This is a genomic window from Vibrio sp. V15_P4S5T153, from assembly GCF_963874485.1.
Taxonomy (GTDB): Bacteria; Pseudomonadota; Gammaproteobacteria; order Enterobacterales; family Vibrionaceae; genus Vibrio; species Vibrio anguillarum.
This window is the reverse complement of the sequence record NZ_CAWNHR010000018.1, coordinates 321,170-338,945: the sequence shown is the minus strand read 5'-3', so window position 1 is coordinate 338,945 and position 17,776 is coordinate 321,170. Positions and strand designations below refer to the sequence as shown.

Here is a 17,776-nt window from a genome sequence, read left to right as displayed (position 1 = left end):
ATTAGTCTTCAAATGTGAATGGCGTTAATCAAGGGATTTCTTAAATCTCAACGACGCGACGATAATCCCACCGACGGTAAAGCTTAACATCCATAATGCATCTCGCCATAGATCCATGAGGTTAGCACCGCGCAACACAATCCCACGGATCATGCGCATAAAGTGAGTCGCAGGCAACGCTTCAGAAATCCACTGCGCTGCGACTGGCATGCCTTCGTAGGGAAACATAAATCCAGAAAGTAAAATCGAAGGCAGTAAAATAAAAACAGTCATTTGCATAGCTTGCAGTTGAGTGGAAGCAATGGTTGAAATCACCAAACCTAAGGTCAAACTGGCGGCGATAAACAGCAGCGTACCGAAGAGAATTTGGCTGATCGCACCATTAATGGGCACGTCAAAAATAAAATGCCCTAAGCCCAAGATGATGAAGACCTGAATTAATCCGACAAAAATATAGGGCACAATTTTGGCGACCATAAGCTCAATAGAGTGAATTGGCGTTGTGATCAGCAGTTCTAAATTGCCGCGCTCTTTTTCTCGCACAATCGCGGCACTGGTGAAGAGGATCATCGTCATGGTTAAAATGACCCCCAGTAAACCGGGTACGATATTAACCGCAGAGCGGCGAGTGGGGTTATAAAACAGCGTGACTTCAAAGGTTTTGACGGTAGCTGGACGAATGTCAAAGTCAAAATCGGTCAGCGGCATGGATTGCAGACCTAAAATGGAGGCACTGATCATCGTATCGGAGCCATCAACAATCCACTGACCTAACACGCGTTTTTGCACCGCGCGCTGGGTGAGATCTTTTGGCAGGATCAGCGCTGCTCTCACGTTACCTTGTTCAATCGCATGTTCAGCTTGCTCTGCTGTGGCAAAAGTGTGTTTGACGCTCACAACCTGTGTGGCTTTGACTGACTCTACAATTAACCGTCCGAGGGTACTTTCACTTTGATCAACGATGGCGATCGGAATATTGCGTACGTCAGTATTGATGGCAAAGCCAAATAGCAACAGCTGGATCAGTGGGATCATCACTACCATGCCGAACGTAATTCTGTCTCGCGAGAGTTGGCGTATCTCTTTCACCATCACCGCTTTCATTCGAAACAGTGCTTTCATTGACGCCCCTTGCCAGTCACAGTGACAAAGACATCTTCCAAACTTGGGCGAGCTAGATTCATCTCAGCTTCAGCCAGTTCAGGGAAGGTTGTTTTTAGCCACGCGATAGGTTGTGTGACTTGTTGATGAATAAGGATCCGCAAGCGGATGCCAAGTTGCGCAGCAGAGCGAACCTCCGCCCGAGCCATGACTTTTTCTTTTAATTGGCGCAAATTATGGGCTCGGACTTCGACAATGTTGACGCCCATCGTGTTCATTAAGGTTTCTGGCTCACCATCTGCACGAATTAAACCCGATTCCATGATGGCTAAACGGTGGCAGCGTTCCGCTTCATCCATGTAGTGAGTGGTGATCAAAATGGTGGTGCCTTGGTCTGAAAGATCGAACAATTGTTCCCAAAATTCCCGTCTATTTTCAGGATCGACCGCCGACGTTGGTTCATCCAAAAACAGCAGTTCAGGTTTATGCATCGTGGCGGCTGCTAGTGACAAGCGCTGCTTTTGGCCGCCACTCATCCCACTTACGCGTTGTTTTCGGCGCTGATCAAGCCCATAAGTGCACAACTGTTCATTGAGTCGTTGTGCCAATGCTTTGCGCGGCATACCAAAAATTTGTCCAATAAATTGTAGGTTTTCCTCGACGGTTAAATCATCGTATAACGAAAATTTTTGTGTCATATAACCAATTTTTAGGCGCAATTGCTCGGATTGTTTTGGGATCGCTAACCCCAGCACATCAACACAGCCAGAGGTAGGGCTTAATAAACCCGTGAGTACGCGAATTGTGGTCGATTTGCCACAACCATTTGGGCCGAGAAAACCGTAAATGGTTCCTTTGGGGACACTCAGATTGATGCCTTCAATCGCAGTGAAATCACCAAATTTTTTGACCACATTACGGGCGTGAATGGCGAGTTCAGTCACTATTTTTGCCTCGCTAAATCGACTTGCGCCGGAATGCCAGAAGGGAGCGATTGCGCGGATTCGGGCAGATCCACTTCGGCTAGATACATTAAGCGGGCGCGTTCATTTTCGGTCAGTGCGTAGTAAGGCGTGAAAGAGGGTTCCGTTGCCACCCAACGCACAGTGCCTTGCAGCGGCTCTTTTATACCGTCGATATGCACTGGAAACTGTGCGCCCGGCACGACCGCTAAACGATGTGGTGCGGGAACGTAGACACGAGCATAAGGGATGCGGCTGGCTTGGATGATAGCGACAATGCCGTTGTTTGGGACGCGCTCACCCAAGTTGTATGGGAGGTTATCCAAAATTCCATCGCGGGTGGCGACAATGGTTAACTCGTCGAGCTTTTGCTGTTGCAGTGAGATGTCGGCTTTGGCGGCGGTCAGCGCCGCTTGCGCTTGTTCGATATCTTCAGGGCGAGTGCCAGCGGTGAGTTTAGCAAACTCTTCTTTTGCAGAATCGAGTTCGGCGCGAGCGGCATCACGCGTGGCGGTGGCGCTGTCTTTTTCTGATTGGCTGAGGAGCTTTTTACCAACCAGTTCTTCCACACGTTTGAAGTTTTGCAACGCCTCTGTCAGTTTGGCTTGCGCGCGATTGACTTTGGCTTGTGCGGCCGCCGTGTCTTCTTGGCGTTCACCATTGCTCAGTTTGAGCAAATACGCTTGCGCTTTGGCCGCCTCTGCGAGTGCATGGGCCAGCACCGCCTGCTGATTTCTGGTATCCAGTCGAACCAATACTTCGCCAGCATGCACTGCGCTGCCTTCCGCGACAGGAAGCGCGCGAATGATCTCATTGGCGGTGGCGGAAAAAGTGATGCGGTCTCGCTCTAAAGTGCCCAATGCTTGCGCGCTATTTTCCGGCGAGCAAGCATTGAGAGTTGACAGTAAAAGAGAGATAAAGGCAATGCGGTGTTTCATGCTCATGGCGAGAGGCTCGGTTAACTTATTGTCTTCATACTAGAAGTTTACCGCCAGCGCCTCAAGCTACATGGTTCATCAAAAGTAGAGGATGTGATTAGCCCCACTTTAATATCGGCCATTGTTGGGGCTGCGCGTATTGGATGAGGCGCGTGCATGGGTTGACCAAATAGGTGAAATCGGCGTGTAGACACAAAGGTAAATCATTGATCGAGTCAGTGAAAAAATGCACTTGACCCACGTATTGTGGGCGCTCAGCTAGCCATTCATTTAAGCGAGTGACTTTACCGTCTCGGTAGGTGGGTGTTCCCAAAATATGCGTGGTGTAATGGTTGTTCTCTATGACCATATCGATACCCATCGCCTCTGCAACGCCTATTTTACGGGCGACAGCTTTAACCAAAAAACTGACCGACGCCGAAATAATGAGCATTTGAATACGCTCGTCCGTTAACTGTTTAATGAGTGCTTTGGCTTGAGGAAATAGCCTAGGTACGATGCGTGTAGCGACACAATCGTCTGCCAAGCGCTGGACTTGCTCTGTGGGCAGGGTGAGCAACGGTTGCATCGCAAAATCGAGGTAATCTTCCATGTCCATTTCACCGCTGGCATAGCGTGACATGATCAGCCTATCTTGCGCGACAAAATCCGGGTCGCTCGCTATGCCCTTATCGGCCAAATATTCGCTCCAAATCATTGCGCAGTCGCCGTCAATCAATGTGTCGTCCATATCAAAAACGTATAGAGGTGTTGGCATCTATTTAGGCTCTCACAGGTTGTATTTCGTTAAGGTTAAACAGTAATTCTAGCTGACTGCCAGTGGCAAATAATCGCTCTGACGAACGATTGAGTAAATCGACCGTGAGCTCGCAGCCTCGCACATCCACATGGTAGCGAATCACGTTACCCAGTAATTGGTGATGCTTGATGGTGCCATGTTGCGGCGCAGAAACATGGGCACCATAGCTCCGCCCAGCTTCCTTGACGTAGATGGATTCGGGACGAATAGCCACTTTCCAAGCCGTGTCTATATTAAACAACTGCTTGGCGGTGGCCGCCTCTACTAAATTGTAATGGCCCATAAAACCAGCCACAAACTCATTGGCTGGCTGAGTATAAATGCTTTCTGGGGAGCCTTGCTGAACGATTTCACCTTGGTGCATTAAAAAAATACGATCAGAGAGAATCATCGCCTCTTCTTGATCATGGGTTACAAATACGGTGGTGAGATTGAGCTCTTTTTGAATATCACGGATCTGCTGGCGCAAGTGTTTGCGAATTTTGGCATCCAGTGCTGAAAGGGGTTCATCAAGTAGCAAAATACGCGGCTTGACCACTAAGGCGCGAGCTAAAGCGACGCGTTGGCGCTGCCCACCCGAGAGCTGGTTGGGATAGTGTTTTTCTTTCCCTATCAGCGAAACCAGTTCGACCACTTTTTGTACTTCGCGCGCGATGTAAGCTCTGTCTTGCCCTTGCATTTTGAGGCCAAAAGCGATGTTTTCAGCCACCGTCATATTTGGAAACAGAGCGTAGGATTGAAACACCATGCCAATGCCGCGTTGCTGTGGTGTTTGGTTAGTGATGTTTTCACCGTTGACCCAAATTTCGCCGTCATCGACGGGATTTAAGCCAGCCAAACTACGTAATAGGGTCGATTTCCCGCAGCCGCTCGGACCAAGTAGCGTGACAAATTCCCCTTGCTCAATGGAAAATTCAATCCCTTCAAAAACGGTATTGTTGCCAAAACGTTTGGTGAGGTTGGCGACGTGGACGTAATCAGAGCGAGAGGTTGTGTGGGTCGTGGAATTCATTGAGTGGATCCTCGGCTAAAACGACTGGCGAGCCAAGTCAGTAAAAAGATAAATAGGAAGTAAGTCATCACTAACGCGGAGGTGAAGTGACCACTAGTCTGACGCATGTTGTAGAGATAAATCTGCAAGGTTTCATAGCGCGTGCCGACCAGAATGTTCGCAAATACAAACTCGCCAAGTAGAAAAGAGAAGGATAGAAATAGCGAAGCCATCAACCCTTTTCTAATGTTTGGCAGTACGATCAGTAAAAAAGCACGGCTGGTGCTTGCGCCGAGCAGGTGCGCGGCGTCCATGAGATCGTGCAGATGGATCGCCTCAAAACTGTTGGCAATTGCACGGTACATAAACGGCAGCGCAATGGTGAAATAAGTGCCAATCAAAATCCAAGGTGTACCCACAATTGGAAATTGGCTATCGGCGTACAGTTGCAGTAATCCAACTGAAGAGACCACAGGCGGTACCGCAAAAGGGATTAAAATCAGCAGGTTCATTACTTTATCGAGACGAGGGAAATAGTAAAACACCACGAAGATCGCCGGAATAATCAAAACCGCGCTGAGTGTCAGAGAAGCGATGCCAATCAGCAATGAGCGGCCAAATGCATCGAGAAAGCGAGGGTCGGTCAGCAGTTTGAGATACCAGTCAAAGGTGAAGCCATCGGGTAAAATCGTTGCGCCCCAGCGTGAAGAAAAGGAATAAACCAAGGTGGCCAAAATGGGCAGCAACATCACTCCCACGATGGAACAGACCACGCTTTTATGAAAGGTGATTTTATCAAGGGTAGGATTAGCGTTTTGCATGGGTGTTCCTTGCGCTATAGCTTTTCGCAATTAGCCACTGATTGATCACAGTAATGAAGGCTAAAATTAGCATCAATACCACGGAAATGGCTGCGGCTAAATTGGGCTCTAAGAACAGATCTCCCGCCACTAAACTGGCAATGCGTACCGTAATGACGTTGTAGTTGCCGGATGTGAGTGCGTAGACGCTGGCATATGCGCCCATCGCATTGGCGATTAGGATAATCAAGGTGCCGAGTAGGGCTGGTGAAAGCACAGGCAAGGCGATTTTCTGCCAATATTGCCATCCGTTGGCACCCAGAGTGGACGCCGCCGCTTGCCAGTCATCACTGAGCCCATCAAATGCAGGATAGAGCAGCAGCACGCCAAGAGGGATCTGAAAGTAGATATACATCGCCAGCAGCCCCCATTTGCCATATAGGTTGAACTCTTCAATCAAACCGTATTGCTTTAGCAGCAAAGTCAGTGCGCCGTTGACCCCAAGAATAATAATGAAAGCGAATGCCAAAGGGACGCCCGCAAAATTACTGCTCATATTGGTAAAGGCGATCACACCATCGCGCAGCTTGCCATCGACTCGGCGTAAGGAGGCGACCAACATTGCCGCAATCGCAAGGCCAGCGACGCTGGACCATATGGCGAGCCACAAACTATTGCCCAGCCCTTGTAAAATAAAGGATGAGCTGAAGATTTCGCGATAATGGTCCAGTGACCATTGATCGTCAGAGATAAAGCTGTTGAACAGAACCCACAGCATGGGGGCGAGCTGAAATAAGTAGAAAAACAGCGCAAAAGGAGTAAGCCATAACGCAGGTTTGAGTTTGCGTGCCCAGTGCGTTGATTGGCTCAGCACGGCGCTAGGCTTGCTAATAACTTGGCTACTGATCATGCTAAGCACTCCGCAGAAAAGGGCTTATTGTGATCAAGATTAAGCAGTTGGCAGCATAGGCCGCAGAGCTCAGTTTGTTTGATCTCACAAGCTTGGTGCGAAAATTGATCGCCCAATACAAACAGCGGGACGTTGCGCTCTTCGGTTAATCTTCCGCCGTGTGACTTGTCATTGTTCATGCCGTGATCGCTGGTCACCATCACTTGGTAACCATCGTTTAGCCAGCTTTCTAAAAAGTGAGATAACAGCGCATCGGCCATGCGTGCACTATTACGATACTGTCCTGAATCAAGGCCAAACTTATGCCCAGCATCATCGATATTCATTGGATGGATCAGTAAAAAATCAGGCTGATGAGTACGACGTAAGTGTTCGGCGTCTAAAAACAGTGCTTCATCGGGATAGTGATCCCAGTGATAAAAACAGCCATGCTGAATATTGAGTGTTTTATCACAGGTAAAACGATCGCGCGTTGCATCAAAAGGCGCGCGGTTATAGAGCTCGCTGACCCAATGATACGCCGCTGCGGCTGTTGTCAGCCCTTGCTCTTTTGCCAAACTGAAGATGGATTGATGATGTGAAAGGCGCACAATGTGGTTATGAACAATGCCGCTTTCGACAGGCTTTACGCCAGTGAGTAGACATTCATACAAAGGACGCGATAACGAAGGTAATTCACATTGTAGGGAGTATAAGGTTGCTCTTTGCTGCTCAATTAAGCCGTTTAAGTAGCCCATGCAATCACGGGCTACGGAATAATTGAGTCCATCAAGAACAACAAGGATCACCTTATTGTTCATGGTTGCCTCTTACTGCTGGTGGATAATGACATTTTCTTGCCATTGACGTGGCAATTGGCGAGCTGATTTTTCCCAAGCATTAAAGTCGCTAATTGGGCTCACGTTCTGGTATTGATCGTTAGCAATCAATTTGCTTTGTACCGCAGCAGGCAGTGCAACGTTGCTGCGGATCGGGCGAGCATAGCCTTGTGCAAGGTTGATCTGGCCTTGATCGCTAAAGATGTATTCACGTGCTAGCTTGGCCGCGTTTGGGTTTTTGGCGTATTTATTGATGATGGTGGTGTAGCCGGAAATCACAGAACCATCTTGCGGAATGTTAACGCTAAAGCGGTTACGGTCAATTTGGTCACGGTAACTTAGGGCGTTGAAATCCCACAATACGGCCACTTCAACTTCACCTTTTTCTAGGTTAGCGATACTTGGGTCTGTAAATGATAAGCGACCTTGCTTGGCGAGTTTGGCAAAAAATTCGATTGCCGGATCGAGGTTCTTTTCACTGCCACCATGAGCAAAAGCAGCGGCTAGTACGGCATTATTTGCTTGCGCGGCAACACCGACATTACCAATACTGATTTTGTAATCGCCTTTGAGCAAATCGTTCCACGTTTTTGGCGCATTCTTGACTAGATTATTGTTCGAGATAAATGAAATGGTGCCCGTATAAGCCAGAGCCCAGTGGCCATCTTTATCTTTGGCCCAGTCAGGGATGTCATTCCAAGTGCTCGGTTTGTACGCTTGAGTTACGCCTTTTTTCACCGCCACACGAGCAAATGCAAAGCCAACATCACCGATATCGGCGGTCGCATTTTTCTTTTCGGCTTCAAACTTGGCAATTTCTTGCGCTGAGCTCATATCCGTATCTTGGTGTTTTAGGCCATAAATCTTACCTAAATTGCTCCACGTGTCTTGCCAGTTAGCCCAACTGCCGGGCATACCAACACTGTACACTCGGCCTTCTTGTTTCGCTGCGTTGATCAAAGATTGTAAATCAGCCTCTTTAGCAAAAGCCGAAGTTGAAAGAGTCAGCGCAAGTGCTGTGGCAGCCGCTGCGCGGGTAAATAAGGTTTTCATTGTCGCTATCCTTCTGGACTAGGTCAGTAAGTTCGATTTTTATCCTAGGGAAGAACTGTGACGTTTTCGGTGTAGTTATTTGACATTTTTGATGATTTTCTATTGCACTTTTATTTCAAATTCAATCAATTAGCCTGTCATAAATCTGTTATCTGCCTTAAGTAGCCTAAAAGACGTTTATTCACTTTGTATAATATTGGACTAGGTCACGCATGAGATTTCGCAGCGCTTTGCCAGTGGCAAATGCTCCTTTAGAAAAGACCCAACTTGGTAACATTAAAGGCACCCTTCGTGAGCAAATTTGCAGTGGGATGCTGAGCGACAGACAAAAACTGCCATCTGAACGTGAATTGAGTGAATTGTTTAATACAACGCGCATTACAATTAAAGACGCTTTGGTTTCACTGGAAACCGAAGGGTTGATTTACCGAGAAGAGCGGCGTGGCTGGTTTGTCTCTCCGGCGCGAATTCATTATAACCCGCTATCGCGTTGCCACTTCCACCAGATGATCCGCGAGCAGCACCGAATCGCAGAAACTAAGCTAGTTGCGGTACGCAGCGTGATGGCTTCTCGTGAGTATGCAAGAGCGATGGATATTGACCGAATTACGCCCATTCATATTATTGAACGGTTGCGCTCGATTGACGGGCGAGCGGTACTGTTTGTCGAAAACTGCCTGATTGCGCAGTGGTTTCCAAAGATATTAGAGGAAAATTTAACCGCTTCGTTAACGCATCTCTATCAGCAAAAATACGGTTACATCACCACGCGTTCTCGTTTTGAAGTAATCCCTACGGCTGCACCTCTTCATGTGGCAAAAGCGCTTAACTTAGCTGCTGGCCAATCTGTAATGAAAATTTGTCGAGTTAATTACAAACAAGATGGCGAGATCATGGACTGTGAATTTGAGTACTGGCGGCCAGATTCAGTCCTGATCCGTATCGACAGTTGTGATGGAGAATGAATAGCTTTAGACTCGGCGCAACCTTTTTCACCCTGCTAGTCGTTTATGAATTTTTCTAAGCTTAACTTAAGCGCCCCTTTGATGGCTGCGCTGCCTGCGTCGCGACACACGGCGACCAAAATCCAACAATTGGCTATTCCAGCCGTACTTTCTGGGCAAGATGTGCTTGCCTTCGCGCAGACGGGCAGTGGTAAAACGTTAGCTTATGGTTTGCCTTTACTGCAACGGATTGAAGTTAATACTCTTGAAATTCAATCCGTTGTCATTGTTCCTACCCGTGAATTAGCACAACAAGTCAGCCAAGAGCTGAGTACCGTGGCAAGCAAAATGGGTATTAGCTTATGCACTTTATGCGGGGGAGTGGCCCAAGAAGAGCAGCTTGCGCAGTTGGCCAAATTACCGCATTTAATCGTCGCGACACCGGGCCGCTTGCTTGATTTACTCACACAGCAACTGATCTCATTGGAGTCGATGCACTGTGTGGTGTTAGATGAAGCTGACAGACTGTTAGAGATGGGGTTTTGGCCGGATGTACAACGCCTGCTCAGTTTTATGCCCCAAACCAAACAAACGTTGTTGTTTTCCGCCACACTCGCCGCCGATCTCGAACAGGTGGCATTGGCCGTGTTAAATAACCCGGTAAAGATAGAGGCGAATCAAGCCAATCAAGTGGTGGAAGAAATTGAAGAGCAGCTCTACCTTGTGAATAAGGGCAGTAAAGCACAAGCATTAATTGCTCTGATTAAGCAGCGTGCTGGGCAGCAAGTATTAGTATTCATTAGCGCCCGTGATAGTGCTGACGCGGTCGCGAAAAAATTACTCAAAGCGGGTATTCGTGCGGCAGCTTTGCATGGTGAAAAAGATCAAGTTATTCGCGAGCAAACGTTAGCCGATTTCAAAGCGAATCAAGTGGATGTACTGGTGGCCACCGATTTACTGGCGCGTGGTATTCACATTGACGCGCTGCCAGTGGTGATCAATTTTGATTTACCGCCTAGTGCGCCAGTTTATATTCACCGCGTTGGCCGCACAGCGCGTGCTGGTCAAGGTGGTGTGGCGATTTCACTGGTCTGCCATGGTGAAAGCCAAGCGCTGGAGGCTATCCGCAGCTTAACGCAGCGCGCTTTACCTCTGCAGGCGTTGACCGATTTTCCAGTGACAGACCAACCTACTAGCGGTGAACCGAAGCGCAAACCGCGCGATAAGCAAGCCAACCGCCGCAGTGCTCAAAAGCGCAGCGTGAAGCAGTTTCAACAGAAAACAAGCCATTAAGTAGCTCAATATACGCATGCTATTGTGCGTTTTGATGGAGTAAGGAAACTAAGTGACTCAGGAAATTTATGCATTTATCACGATTGAAATGGCATATTAATCGAGTTTATGTGTAAATTTTCAGCAGCTTATTGTGAACAACCTATCATTATTGGATTAAATCAAGAAAATGCAGTATTCAGTTTCATGAGATTATATTCACAATTTTAGAATCATTTCTAGGATAAATATTCTTTAATCCACGTTATTAACACGATTTTGGATAATTAGTCGTTAATCAATCATTATCAATATAAGCGATGACTTTCTAGTCAAATAATATTTTAATGTATGTCACATTTACTGAAATTTTTTTAACTTACCATTTCGCCACTTTGATTGTTTTATCAAAAACACTTATTAAATATAAATACGTATTTCTACTAATAATAGGATAAATTTCGATATGGCTGCCGATATTGTAAAGGTTTCAAGAAACACAGAAAATGCACCTATATGTGCTGTCTCTACACAAACTGTCGCTTTTTCTCATTATAATAATATTTCAGCACAACTACCGATAGATCCTAAAACAGGTGAAATTGTTATTGGTTGTATAAATGACCAAACAAAGCAATGTCTGAATAATATACAGTCTATCGTAGAAAGTATTGGTCACGTTATGGATGATGTGGTCAAAATTAATATTTTTGTAAAGAATATTTCAGATATTGATGCCATCAAAAAAGTATACCCCACTTTTTTTCAGGGGCCGCTTCCTACAGTGACCATAGCGGCGGTTGCGGCTTTACCTGTCAGTGATGCTTTAGTGCAAATTGATGCTCTTATTTCAAACGGTGAAGGCACTGCTCCACAAGCGCCTTGTGAGCTCATCAAAGTGTCAAGGAATACTGAGCATGCACCTCAAGGTCTATACTCTCAAACCGCGGCCTTCTCTCATTATAATAACCTCTCGGCTCAATTGCCGATTGAACCCAAAACGGGAGAAATAGTACAAGGTGGTATTAAAGAACAGAGTCAACAGTGTTTGAATAATATTAATGCTATCTTAGAAAGTATTGGTCATACGATGGCTGATATCGTTAAAACAACGATATTTCTTAAAAATATATCTGATGCAGAAGCCATCAATGAAGTCTGTGGGCAATTTTTCCCAAGTTATGTGCCTGCGCGAAGCCTAGTTAGTGTTGCTGACTTGCCTATGAATGCATTGGTGCAAATTGATGTTGTTGTGTCACATGGTGATGGTACACCGCCACAGCTTCCTGAAGATACTCGCTTACTTGTGATTGAAGCAAATAATACCGTGAATGCACCTGAAGTCGACTATTCCCACTCTGTTGCTTTTTCTCATTATAATCATATTTCAGGTCAGTTACCTTTATCTCCAAAAAATAATGAAGTTGTTGCTGGTGGAATAAAAGAACAAGTTAAGCAGTGTTTAGAAAATATAAAGAATATTGTAGAGAGTGTTGAGCATGTTATGGATGATATTGTTAAAGTCAATATTCAAATAAAAAATATGGATGACATTAATATTGTCAATGAAGTTTACACAACCTTCTTTAACCATGAGCTACCTGCGAGAACCGTGATTGGTGTTTCAGAACTGCCTATGGATGCGTTAATACAAATTGATGCTGTAGTTTCTAATTGTGAAGGTACACCACCTAAATATTAACGAATATTTCTTATTGACTAAAGAAGGGGGTATCAATGATACCCCCTTGTTACTTGTTAGCTATCTGTAATTGCAATACCAATATCACGCTGTTTAGTTATGGCAATCGAAATCAAACAGGCGGCGTATGAAAAACCGATCAATTACTGTTTTTTAGGGCCGTTAAAACGTGATGTAGTGAGGGGACCACTTGGTGTCCAAGCGCCAAAACCTCTTCACTGGGTTCGACGAGATCAGGAATTTGGTAGGTGATCATATTCGCACTCACGGCGGATCGCACGCCGTTATTAGAATCTTCAAAGGCTAAGCATTGGGTCGGTTCAGCGCCAAGACGTTGCGCAGCGAGTAGATAAATCTCAGGATCGGGTTTGCCATGTGTCACTTCACAACCGGTTGTGAACGAGTCAAAATATTGCTCAAGGCCTGAAAGGCGCAGCTTAATTTGTGCCACGTCTTTTTGGGTTGATGTTGCGACAGCAGTAGGAACACGATTGGCTTTTAACCATTGTAATAACTCGATAACCCCTTCTTTCACTGGGATCGCCTGGTGTTTCACCACGGCATCGTAACGTTTACGCCACTCCGTATGTAATACCGGATAGTCTAATTCTGGCCCGTAGCCTGCGCGCAGTGCTTGTTCAATGCCTGCCGCATTGCGACCAATAGCCGAGAGATAAACCTCTTTTAAAAATGGGACGCCAACTGCGTGGCAAGCTTGTTCGAATATCGTAAGGCAGACACGTTCCGTGTCGAGTAACAGTCCATCCATATCAAAAATGGCAGCTTGAAATTTCATAAGTACAACTTTAGGCGAGTGAAATGGAGTGGGCTATTTTCACATAAGTCGACCTATGGAGGCGATCTTTTTCCTGCACTTTTTCTTTTTCTCATACTTCAATAAAATCAGCCAATTATAAGCGCTAGTTTGTTAGCAATGAGTTATGCTTAATGTGAAAACCTTGTTGCGAGAAGAGGGGGGAAGCAATTTGAATAGTGCATTTGTACAACAGTGGATGCCGGGTTTACACCAACTGAAAGACTATGAAACTCGCTGGTTGATGGATGACGTACGTGCGGCGCTTTCTGTGGTTGCGGTTGCACTGCCTGTCGCGATAGCGTACGCGCAGCTCACTGGAGTAAGCGCGATTGTCGGCTTATATTCCTGCGTATTGCCGATGTTGGTTTACGCGATTTTTGGCACGTCTAGGCAGTTGATCTTAGGCCCAGACGCGGCAACTTGCGCAGTGATTGCGGCGGTAGTGACACCGCTGGCGATGGGCGATCCTCTCAAACACTGGCAGTTGGTCATGACAATGACGGCAATGACTGGTGTATGGTGTTTGCTGGCCAGTCGTTTCAAACTCGGTATTTTAGCCGATTTTCTCTCTCGCCCTATTTTACTTGGGTTGTTAAACGGTGTTGCTCTGACCATTATCGTGGGTCAATTTGCTAAAGTGTTTGGGCTGAAATATGAGCAGCAATATCTACTAGAGCGTATCGTGGAAGCGCCATCCTTACTGATTGATTTGCATTGGCAAACCTTATTGATAAGTGCGCTGACAGTGGTGGTTTATTTTCTGTGTAAGCGTGTCAGGCCCAATTGGCCAGCAGCGATGTTGGCTATCATCGCTGCTGCATTTTGGGTGTGGTTTTTTGGCGCTGAACATCTTGGCGTTAAAGTCGTTGGTTTAATCCAAGGTGGGTTACCGATATTCCAAACCCCTCTATTTGATCTAGGGGTGAGCCGTGAATTAGTCATGCCCGCTTTGAACTTAGCGATGGTGAGCTTTGTCAGTATGATGCTCACTGCGCGCAGTTTTGCGGCAAAAAATGGTTACGATATTGACGCCGACAAAGAGTTTCGCGCGCTTGGCTTAGCTAATATCGCTTCTGCATTTTCACAAGGTTTTGCCATCAGTGGGGCGGATTCACGTACGGCGGTGAATGACGCTAATGGTGGAAAATCGCAATTAGTTTCGATTATTGCAGCGATTGTGATTGGATTTGTCGCGATTGTGGCGTATCAGCCACTGCAATACATTCCGATTGCTGCATTGGGAGTTGTGTTGATTATCGCGTCTATCTCGTTGTTGGATCTGAAAGGGATTTGGAGTTTACACAAGCGTGATAAAGACGCCTTCTATTTGGCAAGCTTAACCTTCATCGCTGTATTGGTCATTGGCGTTATCCCAGGCATCACTCTTGCGGTATTACTGGGTCTGTTCCAGTTCTTACGCACCGTGATGCGGCCAAGTGATCAAACATTGGGTTTGGATGATAAAGGCACGATTCGCACGATTGATACGTCAGCGAAGGCGAAACCAATACCGGGTTTGGTGATTTATCGTTTCAACTCTCCGCTGACTTATTTCAATGCGCCTTACTTTAAACGTCGTATTTTATTTCACACTGAATCGGCGGGCATGAGTGTGGGGTGCGTGATTATTGATGCGGTGTCGAGTTTTACCCATTTAGATTTAAGCGTCATGGCGATGTTATCGGACGTGCAAAGCATTCTGAAAAAACGAGGCATTCGTTTAGTGCTAGCGGGGCGTAAACGCAGTTTGAGAAAATGGTGTGAAATCGCTGGAATTTCAACGGGTGATGGCGGCGTGGTGATTCGTGCGGACATGTATTTAGCCATTAAGCTAAGTGGATGTTACCAACACGCTGTAGAAGAAGGGCAAGTTCCGCCAGTACAAAAAGAGCCGCAAAAGGATATTGAAGGTGAAATTGCGGCTGCTATTTAAAATGAGGTTGGCTCGTTAATAATATTGGTTCTCGTTAATAAAAGATAAAGAGCTCTTGAGTATCGAAAAGATGTAAGAAATCCCATTCAATCATGATGCTTTCCTTTTTATGTGATGAGAGCGAGTGCTCGGCCTTTTGCTAAACGGTTGGTGCCTGTTTGGATAAGCATAGGTGAGCGTTATGCATTAGGCAAAATGGTACGGGTTATTAATCTAATATAGGTAGCCTATGGGCATGGTGGTTTTCGACGCTAGGCGTAGCGTGTCGGCAGGTAAACAGTTCGCTGTACTTGAGCGGCCAGTTTTCGATGAAACTGCAGCATTGCACCTTCACTGCATGGCTGCCAAGTTAAGGCCTTGCCGACCACACCGTGATGTTGGAAGGCGTTGAGCCGAATGCTGACGTTCGCAGGCAACTGGTTAATCAGATGCGCCACTTCGGTAATTTCAGTCTCTAAATCACTTTTGTCCGGTATATGCAGCAGTCGCACTTCGTGCAGTTTATTCCGTTTAGCGAGGTGGAAAATAGTGCGTATCACTCTATGGTTACTGCGTTCGGTTAGCCACCGATGCGTTTCCTCTTGCCAAGCTTTTAAATCGATCATTGCGCCATCCAAATAGGGCGATATTTTGTCCCATCCCGATTCTGATAGTGAGCCATTACTATCAATAAAACAGCTGAGATGTTTCAGTTCTTCATCACGTTTGATGGCTTTGAAAAGAGCGATGATACACGGAAGTTGTAGGGTTGCTTCCCCTCCTGAAATGGTAATACCGGCTAAGAAATAATGATTTCGGCGGATAAGTTCCACGAGTTGTTCAACACTGTAGTGATGAATTTTGGGGTTTGATTGGTGCATGCAGTGCTCAATACAGCGATCGCAGTGAGTGCATTTATTCGCTAGCCATTCGACTTGCTGGTCAGCATTGAGGCGCAGTGCTTGCGATGGGCAGGTTGTTACACAATCACCGCAATGGTGACAGTGACGAATCGTATGTGGGTTATGGCAAGACAAGCAATTGAAGTTGCAACCTTGCATAAAAATGACCAGTCGGTTGCCCGGGCCATCAACGCAGGAGAAAGTCAGCACTCGGCTGACTTTTGCTCGGAGCGGCTGTTTTCCACTCACCATTAGTTGACAGAGTTTGGTTGATAAGCCGATTGCATTTCATGGCTAACCACGCGTGCTTTTCGCTTGAGTACGGCCGTGTTTTTGGCCGCTTCTGCCCCAAGAAATGTGGTGTTGGTGCGTGATCCGCGCTGCTCAAATTGCGCTATTTCAGACAATTTCACCATGTAACCCGTAATGCGAACTAAATCGTTCGAAGCCACGTTGGCCGTAAATTCGCGATAGCCAGAGTGGAGGGCTCCTTTACATAGGTTGAACATCGCCTCTGGGTTGGCCTTTATGGTTTCATCCAGAGTTAAAATATCGCTGATACCAGAGGTGTAATATTGATGATGTCCAGCCGTTGCTTGTACATATTCAATCGGGTTGGGTTCGGTGCCATAAGGGATGCGCACGCCCGGAGTGACATCAAGATCAAGGCTAATACCACCTTGCGCGTGTAGTAAAGCACGACCGTTGAAGCCATATTTGACCGGTGAGTTCTGTACAATGTTGGCCAGCTTGGCGGAAATGGCGACACCTAATTGGTTGGCGATATTATCATGGCCATAACGGGCGTTACTCTGCTCTTTTTCTAGTAGTAGATTAACGGCTTCGGCCATGCCATAAATGCCAAACATCGGTGCAAAACGAGATTCTTCAATCAAACCTTCTTGAGTCAGAAAACCTTCAAAAAAGTGAGATTGTTGGTGCAGATGATCAGCTCGAACGTCCATCAGCTCGATCATATATTGGCTGTAAGTGGGCAGAATCTGATCTAAGAATGTTTGGCGGTCACTGGCTTTCTTCGCGGCCTCTTTTAAATTCATTCTGACTAAAGTATTGCAACCACCCGCTAAAGGAAGCGAGTTGTAGCAACTGACAATACCAAAACCTTGCTCGCCATAGGCGGTAGCATGAATCGGATAGTTGGCGATGTGCGGTTTACTGCATTGACAGATATTATCGGTCGCTTGGCGCAGTAAATCGTCAGGGGTGATGGAAGGGTCATACATGAAGGTAAGGTTGGGAGCGATCTGTTTCAGTTCAGCATCGACACGTAAAATAGTACGACAAATAATATTGTCGCTCGGGCCGATGTTGGCGTGCATGAAAGCATCGGGCAGAGTGCGATCAAGCATGATCCAAAACAGCTTCAGTTTTTGATAAATCGACGCTTCGCTCAGTTCGCCCACATAGGGCAATAACACGCTATCTAATTGCCCCAAATAGACAGGAATAGAGGTCACTGAAGGCACGTGATGGTACAAAATGGTCAGCATATTGAGTGCTTCATCAAAATTACTGGCAGGCGAAAGCTCTAAATACTCACTGCCTTGTGCTAAAAATTTTGCGTAGTCAGGCAACACGTAACGTGGTTTAAAAGGTGCATGGCCCTCAAACATATCGCAGATAATGCCTTGTTCCATTGCACGAGCCAACTCAGGAGAGAGTTTCAGATAGGGCAAGCTTGCTTCGGCCTCTAGCGCAAGGAAGTGTGACTTTTGTTTGGGCGAGAGGTGTGCGTCAGTGACGATGGCTTGGAAGCGTTGCTGTGTATCGAGTGAATGGCCCATAAATTAAACCCTTATATTGTTGTGGTTTAATCCTAATGTGCTTGGTTACT

At 46.4% G+C, this 17,776-nt stretch carries 16 protein-coding genes; 4 read left to right on the top strand and 12 right to left on the bottom strand.

What is annotated here, in order from left to right; translation table 11 throughout:
- Window positions 1-24 precede the first annotated feature (24 nt).
- From AACT42_RS16990 to AACT42_RS16950, 9 genes are all read right to left on the bottom strand, one after another.
- Window positions 25-1,122: an ABC transporter permease gene (locus tag AACT42_RS16990; protein WP_013868268.1), complete on the bottom strand. Its 1,098-nt coding sequence runs from the start codon at window positions 1,120-1,122 to the stop codon at window positions 25-27.
- Complete coding sequence (locus AACT42_RS16985; protein WP_088733084.1) at window positions 1,119-2,045, bottom strand: ABC transporter ATP-binding protein; 927 nt, start codon at window positions 2,043-2,045, stop codon at window positions 1,119-1,121. Before AACT42_RS16985 ends, AACT42_RS16990 begins: the two co-directional genes overlap by 4 nt.
- On the bottom strand, window positions 2,045-3,007 hold the full coding sequence (locus AACT42_RS16980) for an HlyD family secretion protein (RefSeq protein ID WP_088733085.1): 963 nt from the start codon (window positions 3,005-3,007) through the stop codon (window positions 2,045-2,047). The genes AACT42_RS16985 and AACT42_RS16980 overlap by 1 nt, the downstream gene beginning before the upstream one ends.
- 91 nt (window positions 3,008-3,098) lie before the next feature.
- Window positions 3,099-3,758: an HAD family hydrolase gene (locus tag AACT42_RS16975; protein ID WP_017044976.1), complete on the bottom strand. Its 660-nt coding sequence runs from the start codon at window positions 3,756-3,758 to the stop codon at window positions 3,099-3,101.
- Window positions 3,759-3,762: 4 nt separating this feature from the next.
- Window positions 3,763-4,812 carry an ABC transporter ATP-binding protein gene (locus AACT42_RS16970; protein WP_017046834.1) on the bottom strand — a complete coding sequence of 350 codons (1,050 nt, stop codon included), beginning with the start codon at window positions 4,810-4,812 and terminating at the stop codon, window positions 3,763-3,765.
- A complete protein-coding gene (locus tag AACT42_RS16965) occupies window positions 4,809-5,612 on the bottom strand; it encodes an ABC transporter permease (protein ID WP_094131654.1) in 804 nt (267 codons plus the stop codon). The genes AACT42_RS16970 and AACT42_RS16965 overlap by 4 nt, the downstream gene beginning before the upstream one ends.
- The gene (locus AACT42_RS16960) at window positions 5,599-6,498 is read right to left on the bottom strand and encodes an ABC transporter permease (protein WP_094131657.1); all 900 of its coding nucleotides are present in this window, start codon (window positions 6,496-6,498) and stop codon (window positions 5,599-5,601) included. Before AACT42_RS16960 ends, AACT42_RS16965 begins: the two co-directional genes overlap by 14 nt.
- Complete coding sequence (locus tag AACT42_RS16955) at window positions 6,498-7,301, bottom strand: alkaline phosphatase family protein (RefSeq protein ID WP_017049310.1); 804 nt, start codon at window positions 7,299-7,301, stop codon at window positions 6,498-6,500. Before AACT42_RS16955 ends, AACT42_RS16960 begins: the two co-directional genes overlap by 1 nt.
- A 9-nt stretch (window positions 7,302-7,310) precedes the next feature.
- On the bottom strand, window positions 7,311-8,372 hold the full coding sequence (locus tag AACT42_RS16950) for an ABC transporter substrate-binding protein (RefSeq protein WP_094131655.1): 1,062 nt from the start codon (window positions 8,370-8,372) through the stop codon (window positions 7,311-7,313).
- 212 nt (window positions 8,373-8,584) lie between these two features.
- On the opposite strand from AACT42_RS16950, the gene AACT42_RS16945 reads away from it, so the two are divergent.
- The 3 genes from AACT42_RS16945 to AACT42_RS16935 all read left to right on the top strand — a co-directional run bounded on the left by AACT42_RS16945 (window position 8,585) and on the right by AACT42_RS16935 (window position 12,290).
- Complete coding sequence (locus AACT42_RS16945; protein WP_094125826.1) at window positions 8,585-9,337, top strand: UTRA domain-containing protein; 753 nt, start codon at window positions 8,585-8,587, stop codon at window positions 9,335-9,337.
- A gap of 45 nt (window positions 9,338-9,382) precedes the next feature.
- Entirely contained in the window at window positions 9,383-10,609 is a 1,227-nt protein-coding gene (locus tag AACT42_RS16940; RefSeq protein ID WP_064626554.1) for a DEAD/DEAH box helicase, read from the top strand.
- A gap of 445 nt (window positions 10,610-11,054) precedes the next feature.
- Complete coding sequence (locus AACT42_RS16935) at window positions 11,055-12,290, top strand: RidA family protein (protein WP_094166088.1); 1,236 nt, start codon at window positions 11,055-11,057, stop codon at window positions 12,288-12,290.
- Window positions 12,291-12,429: 139 nt separating this feature from the next.
- Here the strand turns inward: AACT42_RS16935 and AACT42_RS16930 are convergent, their stop codons facing one another.
- Window positions 12,430-13,086 carry an HAD family hydrolase gene (locus AACT42_RS16930; RefSeq protein WP_017044984.1) on the bottom strand — a complete coding sequence of 219 codons (657 nt, stop codon included), beginning with the start codon at window positions 13,084-13,086 and terminating at the stop codon, window positions 12,430-12,432.
- Between the two features lie 217 nt (window positions 13,087-13,303).
- Here AACT42_RS16930 and AACT42_RS16925 point away from each other — a divergent pair, with 217 nt between their 5' ends.
- Window positions 13,304-15,040, top strand: a complete 1,737-nt coding sequence (locus tag AACT42_RS16925) for a SulP family inorganic anion transporter (RefSeq protein ID WP_050934249.1) — start codon at window positions 13,304-13,306, stop codon at window positions 15,038-15,040.
- Window positions 15,041-15,291: 251 nt separating this feature from the next.
- Here AACT42_RS16925 and AACT42_RS16920 read toward each other — a convergent pair whose 3' ends face one another.
- Both AACT42_RS16920 and AACT42_RS16915 read right to left on the bottom strand, forming a co-directional pair.
- Window positions 15,292-16,173 carry a YjjW family glycine radical enzyme activase gene (locus tag AACT42_RS16920; protein ID WP_094131757.1) on the bottom strand — a complete coding sequence of 294 codons (882 nt, stop codon included), beginning with the start codon at window positions 16,171-16,173 and terminating at the stop codon, window positions 15,292-15,294.
- The gene (locus AACT42_RS16915) at window positions 16,173-17,726 is read right to left on the bottom strand and encodes a YjjI family glycine radical enzyme (protein ID WP_094131756.1); all 1,554 of its coding nucleotides are present in this window, start codon (window positions 17,724-17,726) and stop codon (window positions 16,173-16,175) included. Before AACT42_RS16915 ends, AACT42_RS16920 begins: the two co-directional genes overlap by 1 nt.
- Between the last annotated feature and the right edge of the window lie 50 nt (window positions 17,727-17,776).

Bases quoted from the DNA above. Each gene is read 5' to 3' on its own strand.
- AACT42_RS16990 (WP_013868268.1), bottom strand. From the start codon at position 1,122: ATGAAAGCACTGTTTCGAATGAAAGCGGTGATGGTGAAAGAGATACGC.
- AACT42_RS16980 (WP_088733085.1), bottom strand. From the start codon at position 3,007: ATGAGCATGAAACACCGCATTGCCTTTATCTCTCTTTTACTGTCAACT.
- AACT42_RS16975 (WP_017044976.1), bottom strand. From the start codon at position 3,758: ATGCCAACACCTCTATACGTTTTTGATATGGACGACACATTGATTGAC.
- AACT42_RS16970 (WP_017046834.1), bottom strand. From the start codon at position 4,812: ATGAATTCCACGACCCACACAACCTCTCGCTCTGATTACGTCCACGTC.
- AACT42_RS16965 (WP_094131654.1), bottom strand. From the start codon at position 5,612: ATGCAAAACGCTAATCCTACCCTTGATAAAATCACCTTTCATAAAAGC.
- AACT42_RS16955 (WP_017049310.1), bottom strand. From the start codon at position 7,301: ATGAACAATAAGGTGATCCTTGTTGTTCTTGATGGACTCAATTATTCC.
- AACT42_RS16950 (WP_094131655.1), bottom strand. From the start codon at position 8,372: ATGAAAACCTTATTTACCCGCGCAGCGGCTGCCACAGCACTTGCGCTG.
- AACT42_RS16945 (WP_094125826.1), top strand. From the start codon at position 8,585: ATGAGATTTCGCAGCGCTTTGCCAGTGGCAAATGCTCCTTTAGAAAAG.
- AACT42_RS16940 (WP_064626554.1), top strand. From the start codon at position 9,383: ATGAATTTTTCTAAGCTTAACTTAAGCGCCCCTTTGATGGCTGCGCTG.
- AACT42_RS16935 (WP_094166088.1), top strand. From the start codon at position 11,055: ATGGCTGCCGATATTGTAAAGGTTTCAAGAAACACAGAAAATGCACCT.
- AACT42_RS16930 (WP_017044984.1), bottom strand. From the start codon at position 13,086: ATGAAATTTCAAGCTGCCATTTTTGATATGGATGGACTGTTACTCGAC.
- AACT42_RS16925 (WP_050934249.1), top strand. From the start codon at position 13,304: ATGCCGGGTTTACACCAACTGAAAGACTATGAAACTCGCTGGTTGATG.
- AACT42_RS16920 (WP_094131757.1), bottom strand. From the start codon at position 16,173: ATGGTGAGTGGAAAACAGCCGCTCCGAGCAAAAGTCAGCCGAGTGCTG.
- AACT42_RS16915 (WP_094131756.1), bottom strand. From the start codon at position 17,726: ATGGGCCATTCACTCGATACACAGCAACGCTTCCAAGCCATCGTCACT.